The sequence below is a fragment of the Virgibacillus sp. W0430 genome (assembly GCF_051846935.1).
Lineage (GTDB): Bacteria > Bacillota > Bacilli > Bacillales > Amphibacillaceae > JBPYCR01.
The window spans coordinates 54,349-74,333 of sequence record NZ_JBPYCS010000008.1; the positions used below are offsets into that span (position 1 = coordinate 54,349).

Below are 19,985 nucleotides of genomic sequence, written 5' to 3' on the forward strand. Positions count from 1 at the left end.
AATTTTATGTACTCGCATATACTATATTGGAAAGATCAAATATAATGCGAGGCGATATACTATGTCGAAAAGCACTTCTCAAAATTACAAAGAGAAGTCAAAGCAAATGTTTAATGAAGCTAGCAAAGTTATTCCTGGAGGTGTTACAGCAAACATTAAGTATTTTTCACCTCATCCTATTTTCATGAAACGTGGAAAAGGCAGCAAACTAATTGATGTCGATAATCGTGAATATATTGATTATTCTCTTTGTTACGGTGCATTAATCACTGGACATGGACATCCAAAAATTTCAGAAGTTGTTACAAATCAACTGGCATCCTTTGGTACGGCAATTTTTGGGACTCCCCATGAACTCGAAATAAATATGGCTGAAAAATTAATTGAACTCTATCCTAGTGTCGAACAAGTACGCTATACAAACTCTGGATTAGAAGCAACTTTGTTTGCCATTCGACTCGCAACCGCACATACAGGGAAACAGAAAATTGCTAAATTTGAAGGGCATTATCATGGCGGCTATAACGAAGTGCTTATTAGCGTAAACCCAAATAAAACAGAAGCAGGAAATAAAGACACCCCAAAATCAGTTTCTGAATCGAAAGGGATTTCTAAAGAGGAATTGGAAAATACAATCATTTTACCCTTCAATGATATACAAGCGACTGAAAAGCTGTTACGTACTTATGCTCGTGAGCTCGCTGCGGTAATTTTAGAACCAGTTCAAGGCGGCTTTATTCCTGCAGATCAAACATTTATCCAACAGCTACGAAAGCTGACAGAGGAGCTAAATATATTACTAATATTTGATGAAGTAAAAACAGGCTTCAGAGTTGCACTCGGTGGTGCACAAAGCGTGTATCAAGTTAAACCTGATCTGACCGCATTAGGGAAAGTACTTGGCGGTGGTTTTCCAATCGGAGCTGTTGGCGGAAAAAAAGAAATTATGATGCTCAGTGCTACGAGTGCAGAAGATGATGTTTTTTCAATCGGAACGCAAAACAAACGTAAAGAGGATACTGTTTTCCATAGTGGAACGTATAACGGCCACCCAATTATTTTAGCAGCTGGTCTTGAAGCAATTCGACTTCTAGAACATAACAAAACGATGGAAGAATTGTTTCACCATACGATGCTTTTACGTACTAAACTGGAGAAGCTGTACAAAGCGTATGATATACAGATGAAAACGATCGGACTTGGTAGCATATTCAATATCGTTTTAACAGACCGGCAAATTCGTACGTATCGAGATATGTGGAATACAGATATTGCCACCCGTCAAGCGATTGACACAGAATTATTAAATCAAGGCATTTATATAAAACCATTAAATCGTTACTCCTTATCAACGGTTCATACAATTGACGATATTGAAAAAACAGTTGTAGCTCATGAAATCGCAATAAGAAAAGTAATGAACACGCAAGCACGCAATTACTCTTTCGCAAATTAAAAGTTGCTTATGAGCTACACAATTTTCGTATGTGTAACGAACGTTCGAAGCATTACAAATTATTGATACTCTCGTTGCACACGAACAACGTCTACTTTTCGGTTGAATATACAATCACTCAAACCAAAGCCTCTGTCCGGGGCTTTTTTTCATCGACACCAGCTTCGAGCACTTCCTATTTAAGCAGATTCATACTACACTTAAAGAAAGCGTATTTAACCAGCTTCTGACTCTTATACTGCACCTCACTACTATATGGACACACCTTTTATAAAACAAAACCGGCGGAACGCGTCCGCCTAGAATGAAAAGCTTAGTCAATTGAAAAAATAATTATTTAATCACTAGCAAAACAAATTGCTTGTAACACAAGGCGGTGACTCCTGCGGGAAAGCATGCGTCTTGAGACCCCACAGCGAGTGTCTTTTTGCGAGCGAGGAGACTCAAGCCATGCCCGCGGAATGCGTCCGCCTAAAGTGTAAAGCAACAAGCACACCGAATTAGTACAAATTCTACGAGGGGGATGTAACGTGAAAAGAATAGCGATCATTGAGATGGGTGGTACAATTTCAGCACAAGGAAAGGATCGCCTTGATCTCAAAGATTACCAGTCAGGAATTTATACAGGCCAAGATTATTTATCGACAGTACCTGAATTAGGAAACTTGGCACAAATACATTTTGAAGCATTTGCAAATGTAAGCAGTACTGCCGTTGATAGTTCAATGTGGATAAAACTCCGCAAGCGGATTTTACATTATATTAATAAAGAAAACTTTGATGGCATCGTTATAACGCACGGAACAAATACAATAGAAGAAACTGCATTTTTCCTACACTTAACCGTACCCACAGCTAAGCCAATCGTGCTTGTTGGCTCGCAACGACCGTTTAGTGCTTTAAGCAGCGATGCACATTTAAATTTATATAATGCGGTGAAAGTAGCTACCAACGAAAATTCATATAAAAAAGGTGTGCTCGTTGTGCTTAATGATGAAATTAATTGCGCGCGAGAAGCAACGAAAACAAATACATATCGTTTGGAAGCTTTTCAATCAGGGGCATCAGGCTACCTCGGCTATATCGATCCAGATCGTTCTGTTCAATACTACCGATCTCCACAAAGAAGACATACAATTAACTCTGAATTTTCAACGATGTCATTTGCATCGTTGCCAAATGTTGAAATCATTTATTCGTATGCAGGTGCAACTGGACACTTAATCAACTATATAGCTCAATCCGGTAAATTTAAAGGAATTGTTACAGCAGGGACTGGAGCAGGACTCGTTTCCCCCTTAGAAAAAGAAGCGCTACTAAACGCTGTAAGTGAAGGCATCACAATCGTCCGTAGCAGTAGAACGGGAAACGGGAGAGTTGTGAATATTGATAGCTATACCAATCCACCAATCATTAGTGGAGATAATTTACTCCCGCAAAAAGCACGTATTCTGCTCATGCTCGCATTGCATGCCGCTTACACACCTGCAAAAATTCAACGAGTATTTAACGAATATTAACAGTAAGTGAGCAACACGATTACTCCTTACAATGTAACGATTATTTATATGGAAGACAACGTTTTGCATCATTTCCTATTTCAAGGGCGTGATCACTTTATCGACTTTTTGAACATGTACGTACTTTACGTATTATAATGATCCAATAAAAAAATATGGCTCCAATCATTCACACTCGTTGATTGGAACCATATCCATCACTAAATTCTATTGCTTTACTTTACTTCTGCTGCATCTTTTTCAAGCATTGTTCCAGATTCTGCTAAACGTAAATGCCATGAAAATGCTTTATCCAGCATATGTGGAGTATGCCCACCGACTTTTTCTTTTGCTTCTTCAAAATATGCTCTTAACTGTTCCTTATACATTGGATGTGCACAGTTTTCAATAATTTCTACAGCCCTTTGCACAGGTGCTTTCCCACGAAGATCCGCATATCCGTGCTCTGTAACAATAATATCAACGTCATGCTCTGTATGATCTACATGCGAAACGAACGGAACAATTGATGAAATTTTACCATCTTTTGCGACAGACGGTGTAACGAAGATTGTAATGCGCGCATTCCGGGCAAAGTCACCAGAACCACCAATACCGTTCATTACTCTTGTGCCACCTACGTGCGTTGAGTTAACATTTCCGTATATATCGACTTCAATTGGAGTGTTAAATGAAATAACACCTAAGCGACGAATGTTTTCTGGATGGTTAGAGATTTCCTGAGGTCTGAAGACAATTTTATCCTTATACTTCGCAAGGTCTTCTGCAAGTGTATCTACTCTCTTTTTAGAAAGTGAAAACGCCGTACCAGCAGCGAACTTTACAACGCCTGCGTCGATAAGATCAAAAACACCATCCTGCAACACTTCAGAATATACTTCAATATCGCGAAACTCAGATTCTCTCATTCCATTAAGCACTGCGTTCGCAACGGAACCAACCCCCGACTGAAGCGGTGCTAATTCTTTCGTTAAGCGTCCTGCTTTAATTTCATCGCGGAAGAAGTCTAGTAAATTGTCTGCAATTGTTTGCGTTACTTCGTTTGGTTCAAATAAAGGAGATGGAATATCTGGTTGCTCCGATAGTACAATTCCTCGGACTTTTTCTGGATCAACTTTAATTCCAATTTCACCTATTCTTTTATCAATTGTATCTAATGGAATTGGATCACGATCGCCAGCTTCATTTGGAACATAAATATCATGAATACCTTCATATTCACTTGGTGCTGACGTATTCAACTCAATAATTACATGCTTCGCTTCTTGTACAAAAATTGGTGAGTTACCAACAGATCCTGTCGGTATAATCATACCATCTTCTGTTATCGCTGCTGCCTCAATTACCGCATAATCAATTTTCTCAAGTGTACCTTTACGTACTTCTTCAGCTGTATGGGATAGATGCTGATCAATATAGAACATTTCGCCATTATTAATCTTTTTACGCATTACTGGATTTCCTTGATACGGAATTCGCATATTGATGATGTCTGCTTCGGCCATTGATTGGTCTGCAGTCGGCCCTAAGGAAGCACCTGTATACAGGTTCACTTTAAAGTTCTCTTTCTTCCCTCTTTCTGACAGCGCCATTGGAAATTCCTTCGGCTCCCCAAACAACGTAAAACCACTCATTCCAAGTGTCATACCATCTTTAACCCAGGAAGCAGCTTCCTCGGCAGAAACAACCTTATCTAAAAAAGCCTCATTTCTAATTAACTTACTCAACTCAGCCGTCATTTAAATTCACCTCTACTAAAATTATACATGATTATGTAATTGTTATTTTATCAATGAAACATAAAAAATTCATGTCCTAATGTATGAAAGGGCTTTTATTTCCACTAAGACAGAATATATTATACATTAGTTACGATTATACTACAATACGTATTATATTGATTCAATTATGAAGTTGGTCGTCTTCCACTCAATGGTTCGTTACAAATAGAATTATGCATGAAGTAAAATTATTAAATTGAAACGATTATCGTTAAAATCCAAATCGTTTTCTAAAATTTTTTGCATAGCTTTGACTAACTGGAACCCGGGAATCATCTTTCATTACTAAACTGAACGTTGAATGAGAATCTGGATGAATTTCTTTTATTTGATGTAAATTAACGATATAAGAACGATGACAGCGAATAAACATATCCTTAGGTAATACGAACTCAAGCTCAGATAGATTATTACGATGTGTCCCTTTACCAACCATCGATAAAATATGTGTTTTTCTGTTTTGTGCTTCCATATAGATGATATGCTTTAAATGAATAGGCAACCACTTATCTGTTGTTTTCACTGTCAAAAACGGTGGTGTTAAATCATTTAGCTCTTGAGGGAAAAAGGCTGTCATGGCTCCTTTTAAGTGATCATTCTCAATAATAGGAACCGAAACACCGTAATACGGGGTACTAAACGAACTGTCGTCAATCTGTGCCGCTACTTTTTTTTGCGTTTGAATGGCCTGATAAGTTACAGGTTCTTTTTTGATAGGGTCATTTATACATATATTTAAATCAATTGATCTACTCGGTTTAAAATAAATAAAACTAGTAGAATCACTAACAGCAATTGACTTTTCCCCAGGAAATAGGTTATAAAAGCTATTAATTAATGTAGGAATCTTTTCAATCTTCATTTTATTCAACTCACTTCTATACCTTTAAACCATTTATTCATACACATCAAATTATACAGCATGACGATATCTCTGTCAGTCATAAATGACAACATTTAACACGAATGGTTTTGTTTTCTGCCTCAAGTGTATAAAAACAGACTCGAATTGCATGAAATACACTATCCGAGTCTTAGACTTTTTAATGTTAATCAAATAAGAGCTGTTCTAGTTCCATTGGCTTAATATACGTATTATTTTTATAAACACGCATATTTCCGCCAGAGATTTCATCGATCAACATGATTTCACCTGTATTTTTGTCCTTGCCGAATTCTAGCTTTATATCGTATAATTCAAGTTCACGTTTTGCCAATTCTTCTTTTACAATTGACGCAATCTGTTTCGTTAGTTGTTTAACTTCTTTGTACGCTTCTTTTGACATAATATGTAGCTCAGCCAAAGCATCGTCTGATATTGGTGGGTCTTGACGTTCATCATCTTTAAGCGTCACTTCAATAAATCCATCGAGAGACTGCCCTTCCTCACAATACGCACCGTAACGACGATAAAAGCTCCCAACTGCACGATAGCGACAAATTACTTCTAATCCATTTCCAAACATTACAGCATCTTTTACTGTCATTGTCACATCATTTAAATTCGCCTCTATAAAATGAGTCGGTACACCTGCTTTTTGCAGCTTTTGAAAGAAAAATTGCGTCATCCGCAACCCTGTCCTACCAACACCAGCAATCGTTAAGCCAACAGTGTTTGCACCTGGATCGAACACTCCATCTTCGCCTGTTACGTCATCTTTAAATTTTAAAACAACATGATTTGCATCCTTACGATAAACATCTTTTGTTTTTCCTTGGTATATAAGTTCCATGCTGATAATTCCTTTCGTGGAAAAAGATTAAATTCTAATTATATAATAAAACAAATAATTGAAAGGAACAAACAATGTCGTTACATGATTAAGCTCCGTATTTGCTGCTGGGGATTAAAAGTCTTAAAAATCATTCTTTTATTCAACTTTTTTTAATACACTTCAGCTCCCGTCGTTAACATATAGGTAATAATAAATCGCGCCTATGTTCTTCCACAACCATTTTACGGAGAGCCGCTTTCAATCATTATACATTGTACGGCTGTAATACAGCTTCATATAAAATAGCTACACCGTTCATTAACGCATCTCTATTAAATGACATATGTGGATGATGCAGGCCTGGTTCTAAATCACAGCCTAGCCCAACCATTGTTGCTTTCAAAGAAGGCTTTTTTATCGTATAGAAGTGAAAATCATCTCCACCAGGTGTTACTAAAGCAGGATCAACATTTTCATCACCAAGCACTTTCTTTATCGCGTTTTGCATAATATTGATCGCTTCCTCATCGATTTTTGCTGCTGCGACACCTGTGCTATTCGTCACTTTAATCTCAACATCGTATAAATTCCGTACTGCTTCAAAAATAAAATTCACTTTCTTTTCCAATGTTTCCATTAATTCATTATTTTGCGCACGCAAATCCAATGCGAAGCTTCCATTCCCTGGAATAATATTTGTGCTTTTTCCACCTGCATGAAAGTTCGTCATTTTTATCGAATAAGGTATTCGGGGATCGAGGTGAATTTTACCTAACATCGTTACGATTTGCGCACCAATTTCAACGGCATTTTGATTCAGATGAGGTCTCGCTCCGTGCGCATCCTCTCCAATAATTTCCGCTTCAATACTTCTCGTTGCCCCATGTACAATTACTGGTGTCGCCCTCCCCATCTTCGTTTCCTGAAACGGCCGCAAATGAATACCAAATAAATAATCGACATCAGCAATCGCCTGCTTTTCAATCATCTTTAATGCACCTGTGCCGTCTTCTTCTGCCGGTTGAAAAATAAATTTAATGGCCACCTTTTCTTGTAAAGCAGGGTTTTGCTGAAGCTTCCATAGCAATCCAAGTACCATTGACATATGTGCATCATGCCCACAAGAGTGATTTGCTTGAAAGACGCCGTTCACTTCTTGCCACAATGCATCAATATCAGCACGGACAGCTACAACCGGCAAGCCTTTGTTGAAGGAACCAAACTTACCAATTACACCTGTGCAATCATCAAACGTTTCCACTTCGCAATTACTAGCTTGTAAAATACTCGCAATATATTTTGTCGTCTCTGTTTCTTCCCAACTAATTTCTGCGTTTTCGTGCAAATAATCAAACGTTTCCAATACACGCCGTTCAATAAAACTCATTATACTTCGCCATCCCTTATTAAATATTTGTATGTACCTTTTATTTTGCCACGATCTTTAACCTGCTGCATACATTCAAATAATAGAGCATTAATTACCGAAATTGTCGCTGGTCCTTTATCAATTAGTGATTTATGATATGCATTTATCGATATAACAACATCCGAAAACTGTGCAATCGGAGATACGAGAGAATCGGTTATAGAAATTATTTTAATGCCTTTATTTTTTGCTTCTTCTGCAAGCTGAATCGTTTGCAGTGCATAACGATAATATGAAAACAAAATGATACAAGCGTTTTTCGGCATTAAATCCAAAAGTCCTGCGTCTGCCTCTGGTCTATATAATAATACATTTCCCAAAATATAATTTAAATTAAAGTAACACCAATGTGCGTACGTAAATGACTGATAAAAACCGACAACCATTATTTTTTCACTATTTACAATCCTATTTACCGCTTCCTCCATCGTGTTTTCATCCAAATGATCAATTGTTGTTTTTAGGTTTTTCATATCAACAGCTATACTTTGAGCAAAACGTCCATCCACGCTTTCATGATCTGTTTCTACAGCTGCACGTTGATTAAGGTTTAACAAAAATTTGCGTACGTCTTTTTGGAGTGTACTATAACCATCATAGCCAATTTCATTGCAAAACCGCAATACTGTTGTTTCACTTACTCCGATAATACTTCCTACCTTTTTAGCCGTATGAATCGCAAAAACAAATGGGTCTGTCAGTAAATAGTCCCCAACTTTTTTTAATCCTTTTGTTAAAATTGAAAACTTTTCCTTCGTACTTCTTATATAAAATGGTTCCATTATTTTCCTCCAAAAATAAAGTTTGAACATTTTTTACTATTGAAATAAAGTATAAACTATAATATACTGACGCTCAAGTTGCAATGTTTAGAAAATACATTTAATTCGAGGAGGAAGATATGAGCAATCAAAGTTGGAAGGAAAAAAGAAGGTACGTTTACCCGATGCATACGTCATATTGTTTGCTATTCTTTTAATTGCAGCAATATCAACCTATTTTATTCCAGCGGGAAGTTTTGAAAGGGAAACATCAGAAAGTGGTGCTTCAATCGTTGTCCCTGGAAGTTATGAGCAAATTGAGCAACAGCCTGCTACCGTTATAGAAGTGTTTCGATCCATTCAAGAAGGTTTGATTGGAGGAGCAGGAATAATCTTCTTAGTTTTAATCATTGGCGGCGCTTTTGCAGTAATCGAGAATACTGGAGCAATCGATACGTTAATAATGAAAACGATTTCAAAAACCCGAAATAAAGAATGGCTCCTAATTACGATTGTTGCAGCTCTATTTTCCGTGTTCGGTGGTCTCGGCATTATCGTAAATGCGGTAATTGCATTTATTCCTATTGGTATCGTACTAGCAAGAGCGATGAAAATGGATGCGATCGTAGGTGTTTCCATTATATACATCGGAGCGTATTCTGGGTTTTCTATTGGTTTTCTAGACCCTTCAACAACTGGCTTTGCCCAACAAATTGCCGGTTTGCCGTTATTTTCTGGACTAGGACTGCGAATTATTATTTATATTAGTATATTACTATCTTCAATTCTTTATATTGCTTGGTATGCAAATAGAGTAAAGAAAAATCCTGAAAATAGTATTTTAAAAGAAAATCGATTTCCTAAGTATGATGAAAAAAGTATGGATAAAGTAACTCCTAATTTAACAACTACGCACAAGCTTGTTTTAATAATACTGGCACTTGGCATAGGGACGTACGTTTATGGAGTGTTTCAGCTTGAATGGTCTATAAATGAAATGGCAGGTGTATTTATAGCAATTGCAATCGGAACAGCAATCGTTGCAAAAATCGGCGCCAACCAGTTAGTCACGGAATTTATGAATGGATGTAAAGGCGTTATGTACGGTGCATTAATTATTGGAATGGCACGATCAATAGTCGTTATTTTAGAAAACAGTATGGTCCTTGATACGGTCGTGCACGGAATGGCTATTGCGATGGGATCTTTTTCAAGTGTAGCAGGGGCAATCTCCCTTTTTATCGGAAACGGACTATTTAATTTAATCGTTTCCTCTGGAAGTGGCCAAGCAGCAATTGTCATGCCAATCATGACACCGCTCGCAGATATTATGAACATCCCACGCCAAGTTGCTGTACAAGCATACTCAATGGGAGACGGCTTTACGAACATGCTCACACCTTTATCCGGCGTTTTAATGGCTAATTTGGCGATTGCCGGAATTCCTTGGACGAAATGGATTCGCTTTGCCATCCCTTTAGCAATTATTTGGTATATTATAGGTATCATTTATTTAACGATAGCAGTACTTATTAATTGGGGTCCAATGTAACAGTCAATCTAGAAAGGGAGAGCATACATGCGAATTAACGAAATAAACATGTTTAAATTAAACATGAAAATGAAAAATCCATTTACAACGAGCTTTGGTACGCAGCATACTCGGTCATTCATTATCGTAGAAGCGAAAAGTTCAAAAGGAGTATCTGGCTGGGGGGAGTGTGTCACTTCAGATAGTCCGTTATATATTGAAGAATTTACAGATTCAAGCTGGTTAATGCTGGAGAAATTCCTCATCCCACTTATACTAAATACAACGATTGATCATCCCGATGATGTACAAGAAAGATTTAACCCGTACAAACGAAATCACTTAGCTAAATCAGCAATTGAAGGCGCAATTTGGGACTTATACGCAAAGACAGAAGGTATACCTCTTGCAACAGCATTAGGCGGAACAAGAACATCCATCGAAGTTGGTGTTAGCCTAGGTATTGAAGATAACATTACAAATCTATTAGCGAACATTAAAGAAAAAGTCGCAGAAGGATATAAAAGGATCAAAATTAAAATAAAGCCTGGTAAAGATATTGAAGTAATTGATACTGTGCGGCAACACTTTCCAGATATCCCTTTAATGGTCGATGCGAACTCCGCTTATACATTGGAAGACGTACACGTATTGAAGGAAATGGACAAATTTAACCTAATGATGATTGAGCAACCATTAACAGCTGGCGATCTAATTGACCATGCCAAATTGCAAAAAGAAATCAAAACACCTGTTTGTCTTGATGAAAGTATTCACTCCTTCGAAGATACACAAAAAGCGATTGAGCTTAAAAGTGGGAAAATAATTAATTTGAAAATAGGTAGAGTAGGCGGGCTGACGCAATCAAAAGAAATTCATGATTTATGTACTCAGTTCGGAATTCCTTTATGGTGTGGTGGCATGCTAGAATCAGGGATTGGCAGAGCACATAACATCGCTATTACTTCTTTAGAAAACTTTACTTTACCTGGGGATACAGCCTCCTCCTCACGGTATTGGGAAAAGGATATCATCGAGCCTGAGGTCGTCGTAGAAAACGGGAAGCTAACAATACCTGACAAACCAGGAATAGGGTTCGAAGTAGACATGAACGAATTGTTGAAAAATAGTGTAGAAAAACAGACCTTCAAATAGAAGTTTTAAGCTGGATTTGAGATCGATGAATTTTCACTTATGAACTAGACGAAAAATAATGTGATCATTTTGTTTAGTTAATTGACACGTTCAGAACAAGTACATGATTTAAAGTAGCTTCAAACTCTAGGTATACAACTGAGAGTACATCGTTTGTGGGCATTGATGCGAGGCAGCTGCACCTATATATCAAAATTTATGTTTCTATGTTAAAAGTGATGGTGTTTTTACACCATCACTTTTTAAGTATGAGTAAAATGTTTATGGGGAACAGATGCACGAATCTAACTAGATAATATGTGATCAATTTTACTTCGAACGATATACACATGAATAACACCGTTGATTTTCACTGCAGGTGGATGCTTTCCGCGGGCACGGCTTCAGCCTCCTCGGAAAGCGTAGTGTATATCTACTGCGGTCGGTAGGAAGCAATACTAAAATTAACGAATACAAAGAGAGATTTTTTAACTTCTTAAAATAACACCCCACAAATACTTGACTCAATCACTTTTTAATGAAGATTTGACAGAGAAGGCTCACCACTCGCACGCAGACAGCGAATATATTACATGAGTGCTAATAGTAGAAACTTCCCCTTATCCAATATTTGCCGAATACCCAGTACCTTTACTTGTATTGCTCTCCCATTCAATGAACCGATTATTAGACGGAAATAGACATGCGTTGTTTTTCACAAGCCCATCTACACGACACCAGGAAGAGTTACGATCATCATTGTCAGAAATACAACCGTTAAATAGGTTAATGAAAAGTAGAAGTTACTGTTCGCCCATTTTAAATCATCTGTATTTATAAACCCGCGAATCCCAATATAGAGCCAAATTACATTCATTATCGAAGCAACTATAATAAAAGTAATGCCAAGCGGTGCTAATAATAAAGGAATAGGAAGTAAGCTCGCTATGTAAATTACGGTTTGGCGCTTCGTCATTTCAAACCCTGCAACAACTGGAAGCATAGGAACACCAGCCGCCTTATATTCCTCATAACGTCTCATTGCAATTGCAAACGTATGTGGAATTTGCCAAATAAATAAAATGAGAAATAAGCAGATCGGAACAATATGATAGGCCGGTGCGACAGCTGCCCAACCAATTAACGGTGTAAATGCTCCCGAAATGCTCCCAATAACTGTATTTAAGGTGAATCGTCGCTTCGACCAGAATGTATATAAAACTACATAAGTAAACCAGCCTAAAAACCCATAAATTGCAGCTTCAAACGTTGTAAATAGTAAAAGAACAATGCCTGCAGCTGAAGATGTAATACCAGTAAAGAGAACAGCCTGCAACGAAAAGTGCCCTGTAACGGTTGGACGTTGTTTCGTACGAAGCATTTCTCGGTCTAAATCTACTTCAAACCAATTATTTAGCATAAGAGCACCTGCAACGGTCAATAAGCTACCAACCATCGTTAAGATAAACGTATCGAAAGAAGCAGTAAAAGACCCGCCTGAAAAATAAAGTGCCAGCCAAAATCCAGTGAGAACTGGAAATACATTCGCAATTAAAACTACCCCTTTTAAAAGCGACTTTATATCCGAAAGCAATGTTTTTTCATTATAAGATTGACCCGATGTATTGGAAGACTTTGCCACGTTGTTCACTCCATATGTTCTTTTATAAATCCGATATGTAAGTACTATTTCTTTTATTATACCAAACAAGCCCAATCGTAGATAGCTTATCATGATTTGTGCTTAATTTGTAAAATTATACTTGATGTGGCTATTAAGTGATTACCTATTATTATATGATGTAGCATTTTTATCATATAAATAACAGACAAGCAACTCCCAATTCCTTTCCTGAATATGGTAGTCATTGCCTTATATTTTATAGTAAAGCCCAACACAAACATTGTACACATAATTTTTTATATAGATCCAGAACACGTGAGGGGATATTTTACATCTTCACAGGTCATTAGCGAATGGAGGATGCGAGACTCCTGCTGGAACAGCAACAGCCGAAAATCCATTAAAGAAGTTGAAATACTTCTTTAATTAGTTGAGGCGTTGCCCGCGGGAAAGCGAGTATTTTCCATTAGCAAGAATGTTAAATTAAGCAAATGGGTTTTCTTCACTAACACCATTTATTATTATAGAACCAAAAAAACAAGATCAGAAAAATTCCGATCTTGTTTTTACAGCTCATCTACATAGCTTATTTCTGCCCATATGTTTTAAATGCTTCTTCCATCCGAGCCATTTCCATATTATCCAATATGACTGGACTGCCAATCGATTTAGCTCGATAGTATACTTCTGCACAAAATTCTATTTCCTCGGCAATATTAAAGGCATTCTTAATATCTTGCGCACCTGTCAGCAAACCATGATTCGCCAAAAAGACTGCGCGTCGATCTTCCATTCCCTTAAATGCATTTTCAGCCAATTCCTTCGTCCCGAAGCTTGCATACTTTGCACAGCGAACATCTTTCCCTGCATAGGCAACTAAATAAGAAACTGCCGGCAAGCGCCATCGTAGCGAAGAAAGCGTCTTTGCGAAGGTGGAATGCGTATGAACGATAGCATTTAAATCTTCTCTTTTTTTATAAAAGATAGAATGCATCTGCAACTCACTAGATGGTTTGCGTCTTCCATCAACAATATTATGATCCATATCGAGAACAACAATATCCTCTGGAACGAGATCATCGTAATCAATTCCACTTGGGCTAATAGCCATTAGCCCTTGTTCTCGATCATATATGCTAATATTACCGCCGGTCCCTTTCGTCAAACCACTATGGAGTAATTTTTGGCAGTATGTGATTATGTCTATTCTCTCTTTCTCCAGTAGCAATTAAAATGCCCCTCTCGTCGTTCAATTCACACTATAAATTATAATTGAGATGGTACTGGTTCTGCAATAATTAAATCAATGCCACTCTCGCGATATAATTCTAAACACGATTTCTGGCCATCCGTAAGCGGAACGAATGCATCCGTTATTAGTGCATCGACTCGATCGGCTGGACAGATTTTGAAAAAAGCTATCGTATCTATTTTTGAATGGTCGGCAAGTATGAATAATTGATTGGAGCGCTTAATTATTGCTTGCTTTGCCTCTCCCTCATCCATTAACGAATCCGTTATTCCATCTGAAAAGTTTAATGCCTTACAGGAAATGAACGCTTTGTCGATAAAGATGGATTCTAAGTACTTTGACAAGGAGGAACCAATTAAAGAAAGGGAAGTTCTTCTTACAAACCCACCTAGTAAAATAACGGTAATTTCAGGATCATCCGATAATTCTACTGCTATATTAATATTGTTCGTAACGACCGTTACTTTCTTTTTAAATTTTATATAACGGCTGAGTTCATATGCGGTTGTACTCGCGTCAAAGGCTATCACATCACCGTCTTTAATATACGCTGCTGCTTCTTTTGCAATAGCTTGCTTTTCACGAGTGTTTGTGCTTTTCCGTTCATCAATTGGACTTTCCAATTCCCGTTCACCAATTTCTTTTAATCGGACACCACCATAAACTCTTTTTACTTTATCCTTTTTCTCAAGCTTTTCAATATCTCGTCGTATCGTCATTTCGGATACTTGAAATCTTTGACTTAAATAGGATATTTCCGCATAGTCCTTCGTTTTTAAAATATTAATAATTTCTTCCCTTCTCGCAGTTGGCAAAAGCACCATACATCTTCTCTCATTTCTTTTCGTATTTTTAGCAAGCTGCGCTACATTATCCACTTATGCAAATAACTTTTTTAAGTTCTCTGCAAATGGCGCACGGACAATTCCTTTTTCCGTAACGATGGCCGTTATATTTTCATGAGGTGCGACGTCAAATGCTGGATTATATACAGCAACATCCGCAGGTGCAGTATATTGCCCAAAGCCTTTGATTACTTCCTCTTTGTCTCTTTCTTCAATTGGAATGTCTTTGCCTGTTTCGGTATTCATATCAATCGTTGGTGTTGGTACAGCAACATAAAACGGAATATTGTACTCTTTTGCCAAAATAGAAACTCCTAATGTTCCAACTTTATTCGCAACATCGCCATTCGCTGCAACTCGATCTGCCCCTACGATTACAGCACCAATTTTCCCTTGAGACATTACAACAGCTGCCATACTATCTGTAATTACGGTTACATCGATTCCAGCTTGATGAAGTTCAAATGCCGTCAACGTAGAGCCTTGTAATCTCGGACGAGTTTCGTCAGAGAAGATTTTTAAGTCCCATCCTTTTTCTTTGGCTAAGTACATAGGTGCTGTTGCAGTACCGTACTTTGTAGTAGCAAGTGCTCCGGCATTACAATGCGTTAAAATCCCCATACCATCTTCGAGCATGCTTAACAAATGCTCACCAATTTGTTTATTAATTTGTTCATCCTCTTGATGAATGTTAATCGCTTCTTTAAGAAGTGCCTTTTTAAGCTCTGGTACAGCTAATGATTTGTTCGCTTGCGCAAAATCCTTCATTCGGTCAATTGCCCAGAACAAATTAACAGCTGTCGGTCTAGATGTGGCCAAGTAATCAGTTCCTTTTTCCATAACAGACCAAAAATCCTCAAAAGACGTTTCTGGTGCGTCTTTAATACCTAAATAAACTCCATACGCTGCAGTAACACCTATTGCCGGTGCACCTCTAACCTTCATTACACGAATCGCTTCCCAAACCGATTCCAACGTCGTATATTCATCATACACAATTTCATTTGGTAAAAGCGTCTGATCTAACAATACTAATCTATCATTTTTCCATTCAATTGTTAATAGCGGTTTTGTCATAACGCACCTCTTGTTTTAGTTATTTTTCATTGCTTGTTTCACAACAGCTAAAAAGTCATTTCCTGTTTTAAATGTATGTCTATTTTTAATAAATTGCTTAGCAATTGATAAACAAATTCTTTCTGCACGTACTCGCTTTGCCTCATCCTCAATGGATGTTATGTCTTTAACTTTAGCCAATCCGACAACACGCCGAGTCATTTCCAGTCCAGCGACTCCTGCCGTATCACTTAATACATTATCTAAATACCATGCTTTAAAGCCTTCTTCTTTTGCCATTCGATCGGTAACATGCGTGTCCCAATAACGGTTAAATTTTGTATTAAATAGATCAACAATGTCAGAGATTGTCTGTTCTGCCCATGCTACAAATGATTGTTTTTTATGCGCGTCTCCATGAACGAGAGCAAAAATCATGTTAGCAATCACATTACCTACGTCATAACCAATCGGGCCGTAAAAAGCAAACTCAGGATCAATTACTTTCGTGGACTCCTGTGTAACAAACAAGGAGCCTGTATGAAGATCGCCATGAATGAGCGCTTGTGCATTATTCATAAATTCGAATTTCAGCTTGGCTGCTTCTAAATGCAGCTGTTTATCTTCATAAATTTCTTTTTCAATCCATGCTTTGTTCGCTGCAAAAAGCTCGTTACGATTGTTGTAATCATTAAATGGCTCTGTATATACAAGATCCTCAGAAATTTCACATAGCTCAGGATTAATATATTCCTGTACTTTTGATTTCTTTTCTTTATGCTCCATTATTACATCTGTTGTTGGGAGTAACGTTTGAACCATAAATGTAGATATATGCTCAGCAAGCTTTGGAAATGTCTCAAATTCCAAAAGCGCATCACGCAAAATCGTATGATCGGATAGATCTTCCATAATACAACAGTTCATTATATCATCATATAAATACACTTCTGGTGCATGTCCAGGTGCTAGCTCTCCATGAAGCTTCAATACATTTGATTCAATTTTAATTCTGTTCGTTGACAGTTTAATATCTTCTGAAATCCGTGCCGTATCTCCTGCTTGTTTGACAATTACGGATTTACCAGTCGTGCGATCAACAATATGATATACATAGTTCAAATTGCCATCGCCTATTTCTTTGCTCGTTAAATCACTATTTTCATGAAAGAAAGACACCTTTTCTTTTACATACTCAATGACATCTTCATTTTCCATTAAAAAATAGGTCGTAAACTTTGCCATTTCAGTATTCCTCCTTCATTAATGGTTTCTTTGATTATAGTAAGTCGAAGCCAATGCAAGTGCCAATACTAACCCTTTTACAATATTTAGTGAGTAATAAGGCACAGACATCATTATAAGTCCATTTTCTAATATCCCAACTAAAACTGCTCCGAAAAACGTACCTATCGCGTTTGGCTTACCTTTACCAGCGAAAGAAGCTCCAATAAATGCAGCGGCAACGGCAGGCATCAAGTAACCTGCACCAGCGTTTATTTGTGATGAACCTATATAAGAGGCTAAAATTATACCTCCCAAAGCAGCAAACAACGTTGAAATAATGTAAGCTAATGTACGATAACGGTTTACAGGTATACCAGATAATCTTGCTGCTTCTCGATTTCCACCAATCATATACATATAACGACCGTGCTTTGTATGGTTTAGAAACACATGGACGATTAATACAACAACAATCATTATAATAATAATCCAAGGCGTTTGACCGAGCTTTGAGAAAAATTCAGGTATCGTACCTTCAGTTGGCGAGCCATCCAAACGTGGCATACCGACACTGACAGAGCCTCCACCAGTATATGTCATTGCAACCCCTTCGAAAATAAACATCGTAGATAGCGTCGCAAATAAATCTGGTATTTTTACTTTTACAATTAAAAAGGCGTTCACACCAGCAACAACTAATGTAACCAATAATGCTAACGGAATTGCAATTCCTGCCGGCATGCTGTACCAAACAAAGAACGATATAACTAAAGAGCTTGCCAACGTAGCAGAAGACCCGATCGATAAATCAAACCCATCAACCGAAAGCGATACCGTCAAACCAATAGCAATAATCGTAACAATAGATATACTTCTTAAAATATTAACGATATTAGATCCTGTTAAAAATAAGTCTGGTAAAGCAATGGTAAAAAATGCGATCAATACAATAATGGCAATAATGGTTCCCCAATTATTTACAGATTGCATTATTCCGGATCCAGATAATTTATTTAGACTTTTATCATTGTTTTTTACCATTTTCTTCATTTCCTCCCGTAGAATAATGCATGATTTCTTCTTCGCTTGTATTTGCAGTAACTAATTCTTTTACAATTTTATTATCATACATTACATAAATTCGGTCTGTTATTGCCAACATCTCAGAAATTTCACTTGAAGCGTAAACAATTCCTTTCTTGTCAACAGCCAACCCATCAATCAATTGAAATATTTCTTTTTTTGCACCTACATCGACACCTTTTGTAGGTTCATCAAATATATATATATCAGCTTCCGACATGAGCCATTTTCCTACAGCAACCTTTTGCTGATTACCACCGGATAGTAAAGCTACTTTTTGATTTTCGCTCGGAGTCTTTACTCCAATATCTCCAATCATTTTTCGTGCAGCCGATTTTTCCCGTGAAGGCTTTAAGAAACTGAGTGCATTCGTAAACTTTTTAAGGTTTGCAGCCGATAAGTTACTATACACCGGCTCTTCCACTAATACACCCTCTTTACGTCGTTCTTCAGGAACGAGAGCAATCCCTTGTTTAACTGCATGATAAGGCGTTCTAGCTGTTACTTCTTTTTCATTTAATTTAACTGTTCCCGATTCCTTTGCACTTGCACCAAATATCGTCTTACACAGCTCTGTTTTTCCAGCTCCTACTAAGCCTGCAATCCCTACTACTTCACCAGCATTCACATTAAAACTAACATCTTTTACTTTTCCTTCTTTATCATGCAGATTATGCACAGTTAAAAGTGAATCGCCGACTGTTTTATGTTGCTTTTTATAATCTTCGTGTGAAGCATTTCCTAACATATACTCAACAACTTTTTTCGTCGTCAATTCTTTAATCGGGCTTGAATTAACAATTTGCCCATCTTTCATAATTGTAATGTCTTCGCAAATTTCAAATAGCTCCGGTAAACGGTGTGAAATAAAGATAATTCCTACATTTTGCTTTGTCGCTAACTCTCTAACAATCCGAAATAGTTCTGCTGTTTCTTTATTACTTAATGGCGCAGTAGGCTCATCAAGTATGAGAAACTTCCTCTCTTGAACGATTGCTCTAGCAATTAATACCATTTGTTTTTCTGCTAAGTCTAAATTAGATACCCCTTGCTTCGTATCCAGCTTTATGTTTAAATGCTTTAAAATCTTTTTTGCTTCTGAATGTATTTTTCTCCAATTTACGAACTGATTTTTCCCCATATCATTAACAAGGACATCAAGCATAATATTTTCTCCTACCGATAAGTAAGGAATTAATGCTGTATCAACTTCTTGATAAACAATATCTATTCCTAGGTCCTTGGCATCTTTTGGAGAGCGGATCGTTACTTCTTCATTATTGAAAAAGACTTTTCCTGTATAATGATTGTAGGCTCCAGACAGCACTTTCATTAAGGTAGACTTACCTGCACCGTTTGCTCCTATCAGCGCGTGGATTGTACCTGTCTCCATTTCAAAGTGAACATCCGAAAGCGCCTTTACACCTGGAAATTCGATTGAGATATTTTCCATCCTGAGTTTTGTTTTTACCACGTCCATATTCTCACCTATCCATTATGGGAATCTTGTAATTGTTGTGGCTCTAGCTACGGTATGACCGAAGCATTTCCTCTATACGAAACTTTGAAGC

Annotated in this window: 16 protein-coding genes; 4 read left to right on the plus strand and 12 right to left on the minus strand. The window is 37.4% G+C overall.

What is annotated here, in order from left to right; translation table 11 throughout:
• The first annotated feature begins 61 nt into the window (after positions 1–61).
• The gene (locus ACLIBH_RS06325) at positions 62–1,456 is read left to right on the plus strand and encodes an aspartate aminotransferase family protein (RefSeq protein ID WP_439315858.1); all 1,395 of its coding nucleotides are present in this window, start codon (positions 62–64) and stop codon (positions 1,454–1,456) included.
• Between the two features lie 530 nt (positions 1,457–1,986).
• A complete protein-coding gene (locus tag ACLIBH_RS06330) occupies positions 1,987–2,976 on the plus strand; it encodes an asparaginase (protein WP_439315859.1) in 990 nt (329 codons plus the stop codon).
• 215 nt (positions 2,977–3,191) lie between these two features.
• Here the strand turns inward: ACLIBH_RS06330 and ACLIBH_RS06335 are convergent, their stop codons facing one another.
• The 5 genes from ACLIBH_RS06335 to ACLIBH_RS06355 all read right to left on the minus strand — a co-directional run bounded on the left by ACLIBH_RS06335 (position 3,192) and on the right by ACLIBH_RS06355 (position 8,683).
• Positions 3,192–4,715 (minus strand): succinate CoA transferase, encoded by a 1,524-nt coding sequence (locus ACLIBH_RS06335; protein WP_439315860.1) that lies wholly within the window; start codon positions 4,713–4,715, stop codon positions 3,192–3,194.
• Positions 4,716–4,968: 253 nt separating this feature from the next.
• Positions 4,969–5,619, minus strand: coding sequence for a LytTR family DNA-binding domain-containing protein (locus ACLIBH_RS06340; protein WP_439315861.1), 651 nt, complete (start codon positions 5,617–5,619; stop codon positions 4,969–4,971).
• A gap of 187 nt (positions 5,620–5,806) precedes the next feature.
• On the minus strand, positions 5,807–6,490 hold the full coding sequence (locus ACLIBH_RS06345) for a phosphoribosylaminoimidazolesuccinocarboxamide synthase (protein WP_439315862.1): 684 nt from the start codon (positions 6,488–6,490) through the stop codon (positions 5,807–5,809).
• 247 nt (positions 6,491–6,737) lie between these two features.
• Entirely contained in the window at positions 6,738–7,859 is a 1,122-nt protein-coding gene (locus tag ACLIBH_RS06350) for a M20 peptidase aminoacylase family protein (RefSeq protein WP_439315863.1), read from the minus strand.
• Positions 7,859–8,683 carry a MurR/RpiR family transcriptional regulator gene (locus tag ACLIBH_RS06355; protein WP_439315864.1) on the minus strand — a complete coding sequence of 275 codons (825 nt, stop codon included), beginning with the start codon at positions 8,681–8,683 and terminating at the stop codon, positions 7,859–7,861. Before ACLIBH_RS06355 ends, ACLIBH_RS06350 begins: the two co-directional genes overlap by 1 nt.
• 133 nt (positions 8,684–8,816) lie before the next feature.
• On the opposite strand from ACLIBH_RS06355, the gene ACLIBH_RS06360 reads away from it, so the two are divergent.
• Both ACLIBH_RS06360 and menC read left to right on the plus strand, forming a co-directional pair.
• Positions 8,817–10,214, plus strand: coding sequence for a YfcC family protein (locus ACLIBH_RS06360; protein ID WP_439315865.1), 1,398 nt, complete (start codon positions 8,817–8,819; stop codon positions 10,212–10,214).
• 27 nt (positions 10,215–10,241) lie between these two features.
• Positions 10,242–11,348 carry an o-succinylbenzoate synthase gene (gene menC / locus ACLIBH_RS06365; RefSeq protein WP_439315866.1) on the plus strand — a complete coding sequence of 369 codons (1,107 nt, stop codon included), beginning with the start codon at positions 10,242–10,244 and terminating at the stop codon, positions 11,346–11,348.
• A 706-nt stretch (positions 11,349–12,054) separates the two neighbouring features.
• Here menC and cyoE read toward each other — a convergent pair.
• From cyoE to ACLIBH_RS06400, 7 genes are all read right to left on the minus strand, one after another.
• On the minus strand, positions 12,055–12,969 hold the full coding sequence (cyoE, locus tag ACLIBH_RS06370) for a heme o synthase (protein ID WP_439315867.1): 915 nt from the start codon (positions 12,967–12,969) through the stop codon (positions 12,055–12,057).
• Positions 12,970–13,537: 568 nt separating this feature from the next.
• The gene (locus ACLIBH_RS06375) at positions 13,538–14,179 is read right to left on the minus strand and encodes an L-fuculose-phosphate aldolase (RefSeq protein ID WP_439315868.1); all 642 of its coding nucleotides are present in this window, start codon (positions 14,177–14,179) and stop codon (positions 13,538–13,540) included.
• 38 nt (positions 14,180–14,217) lie between these two features.
• Positions 14,218–15,081, minus strand: coding sequence for a DeoR/GlpR family DNA-binding transcription regulator (locus ACLIBH_RS06380; protein WP_439315869.1), 864 nt, complete (start codon positions 15,079–15,081; stop codon positions 14,218–14,220).
• Positions 15,082–16,125, minus strand: coding sequence for an S-methyl-5-thioribose-1-phosphate isomerase (gene mtnA, locus ACLIBH_RS06385; protein WP_439315870.1), 1,044 nt, complete (start codon positions 16,123–16,125; stop codon positions 15,082–15,084). It abuts the gene before it with no gap.
• Between the two features lie 15 nt (positions 16,126–16,140).
• Positions 16,141–17,349 (minus strand): S-methyl-5-thioribose kinase, encoded by a 1,209-nt coding sequence (gene mtnK / locus ACLIBH_RS06390; RefSeq protein WP_439315871.1) that lies wholly within the window; start codon positions 17,347–17,349, stop codon positions 16,141–16,143.
• Between the two features lie 18 nt (positions 17,350–17,367).
• Positions 17,368–18,372, minus strand: coding sequence for an ABC transporter permease (locus ACLIBH_RS06395; protein ID WP_439315872.1), 1,005 nt, complete (start codon positions 18,370–18,372; stop codon positions 17,368–17,370).
• Positions 18,356–19,894, minus strand: coding sequence for a sugar ABC transporter ATP-binding protein (locus tag ACLIBH_RS06400; RefSeq protein WP_439315873.1), 1,539 nt, complete (start codon positions 19,892–19,894; stop codon positions 18,356–18,358). The genes ACLIBH_RS06395 and ACLIBH_RS06400 overlap by 17 nt, the downstream gene beginning before the upstream one ends.
• Positions 19,895–19,985: the final 91 nt, after the last annotated feature.

What these genes read in the sequence shown, in the direction of transcription:
- ACLIBH_RS06325 (WP_439315858.1), top strand. Translation starts at nt 62, where the DNA reads ATGTCGAAAAGCACTTCTCAAAATTACAAAGAGAAGTCAAAGCAAATG.
- ACLIBH_RS06335 (WP_439315860.1), bottom strand. Translation starts at nt 4,715, where the DNA reads ATGACGGCTGAGTTGAGTAAGTTAATTAGAAATGAGGCTTTTTTAGAT.
- ACLIBH_RS06340 (WP_439315861.1), bottom strand. Translation starts at nt 5,619, where the DNA reads ATGAAGATTGAAAAGATTCCTACATTAATTAATAGCTTTTATAACCTA.
- ACLIBH_RS06345 (WP_439315862.1), bottom strand. Translation starts at nt 6,490, where the DNA reads ATGGAACTTATATACCAAGGAAAAACAAAAGATGTTTATCGTAAGGAT.
- ACLIBH_RS06350 (WP_439315863.1), bottom strand. Translation starts at nt 7,859, where the DNA reads ATGAGTTTTATTGAACGGCGTGTATTGGAAACGTTTGATTATTTGCAC.
- ACLIBH_RS06355 (WP_439315864.1), bottom strand. Translation starts at nt 8,683, where the DNA reads ATGGAACCATTTTATATAAGAAGTACGAAGGAAAAGTTTTCAATTTTA.
- menC (WP_439315866.1), top strand. Translation starts at nt 10,242, where the DNA reads ATGCGAATTAACGAAATAAACATGTTTAAATTAAACATGAAAATGAAA.
- mtnA (WP_439315870.1), bottom strand. Translation starts at nt 16,125, where the DNA reads ATGACAAAACCGCTATTAACAATTGAATGGAAAAATGATAGATTAGTA.
- mtnK (WP_439315871.1), bottom strand. Translation starts at nt 17,349, where the DNA reads ATGGCAAAGTTTACGACCTATTTTTTAATGGAAAATGAAGATGTCATT.
- ACLIBH_RS06395 (WP_439315872.1), bottom strand. Translation starts at nt 18,372, where the DNA reads ATGGTAAAAAACAATGATAAAAGTCTAAATAAATTATCTGGATCCGGA.
- ACLIBH_RS06400 (WP_439315873.1), bottom strand. Translation starts at nt 19,894, where the DNA reads ATGGACGTGGTAAAAACAAAACTCAGGATGGAAAATATCTCAATCGAA.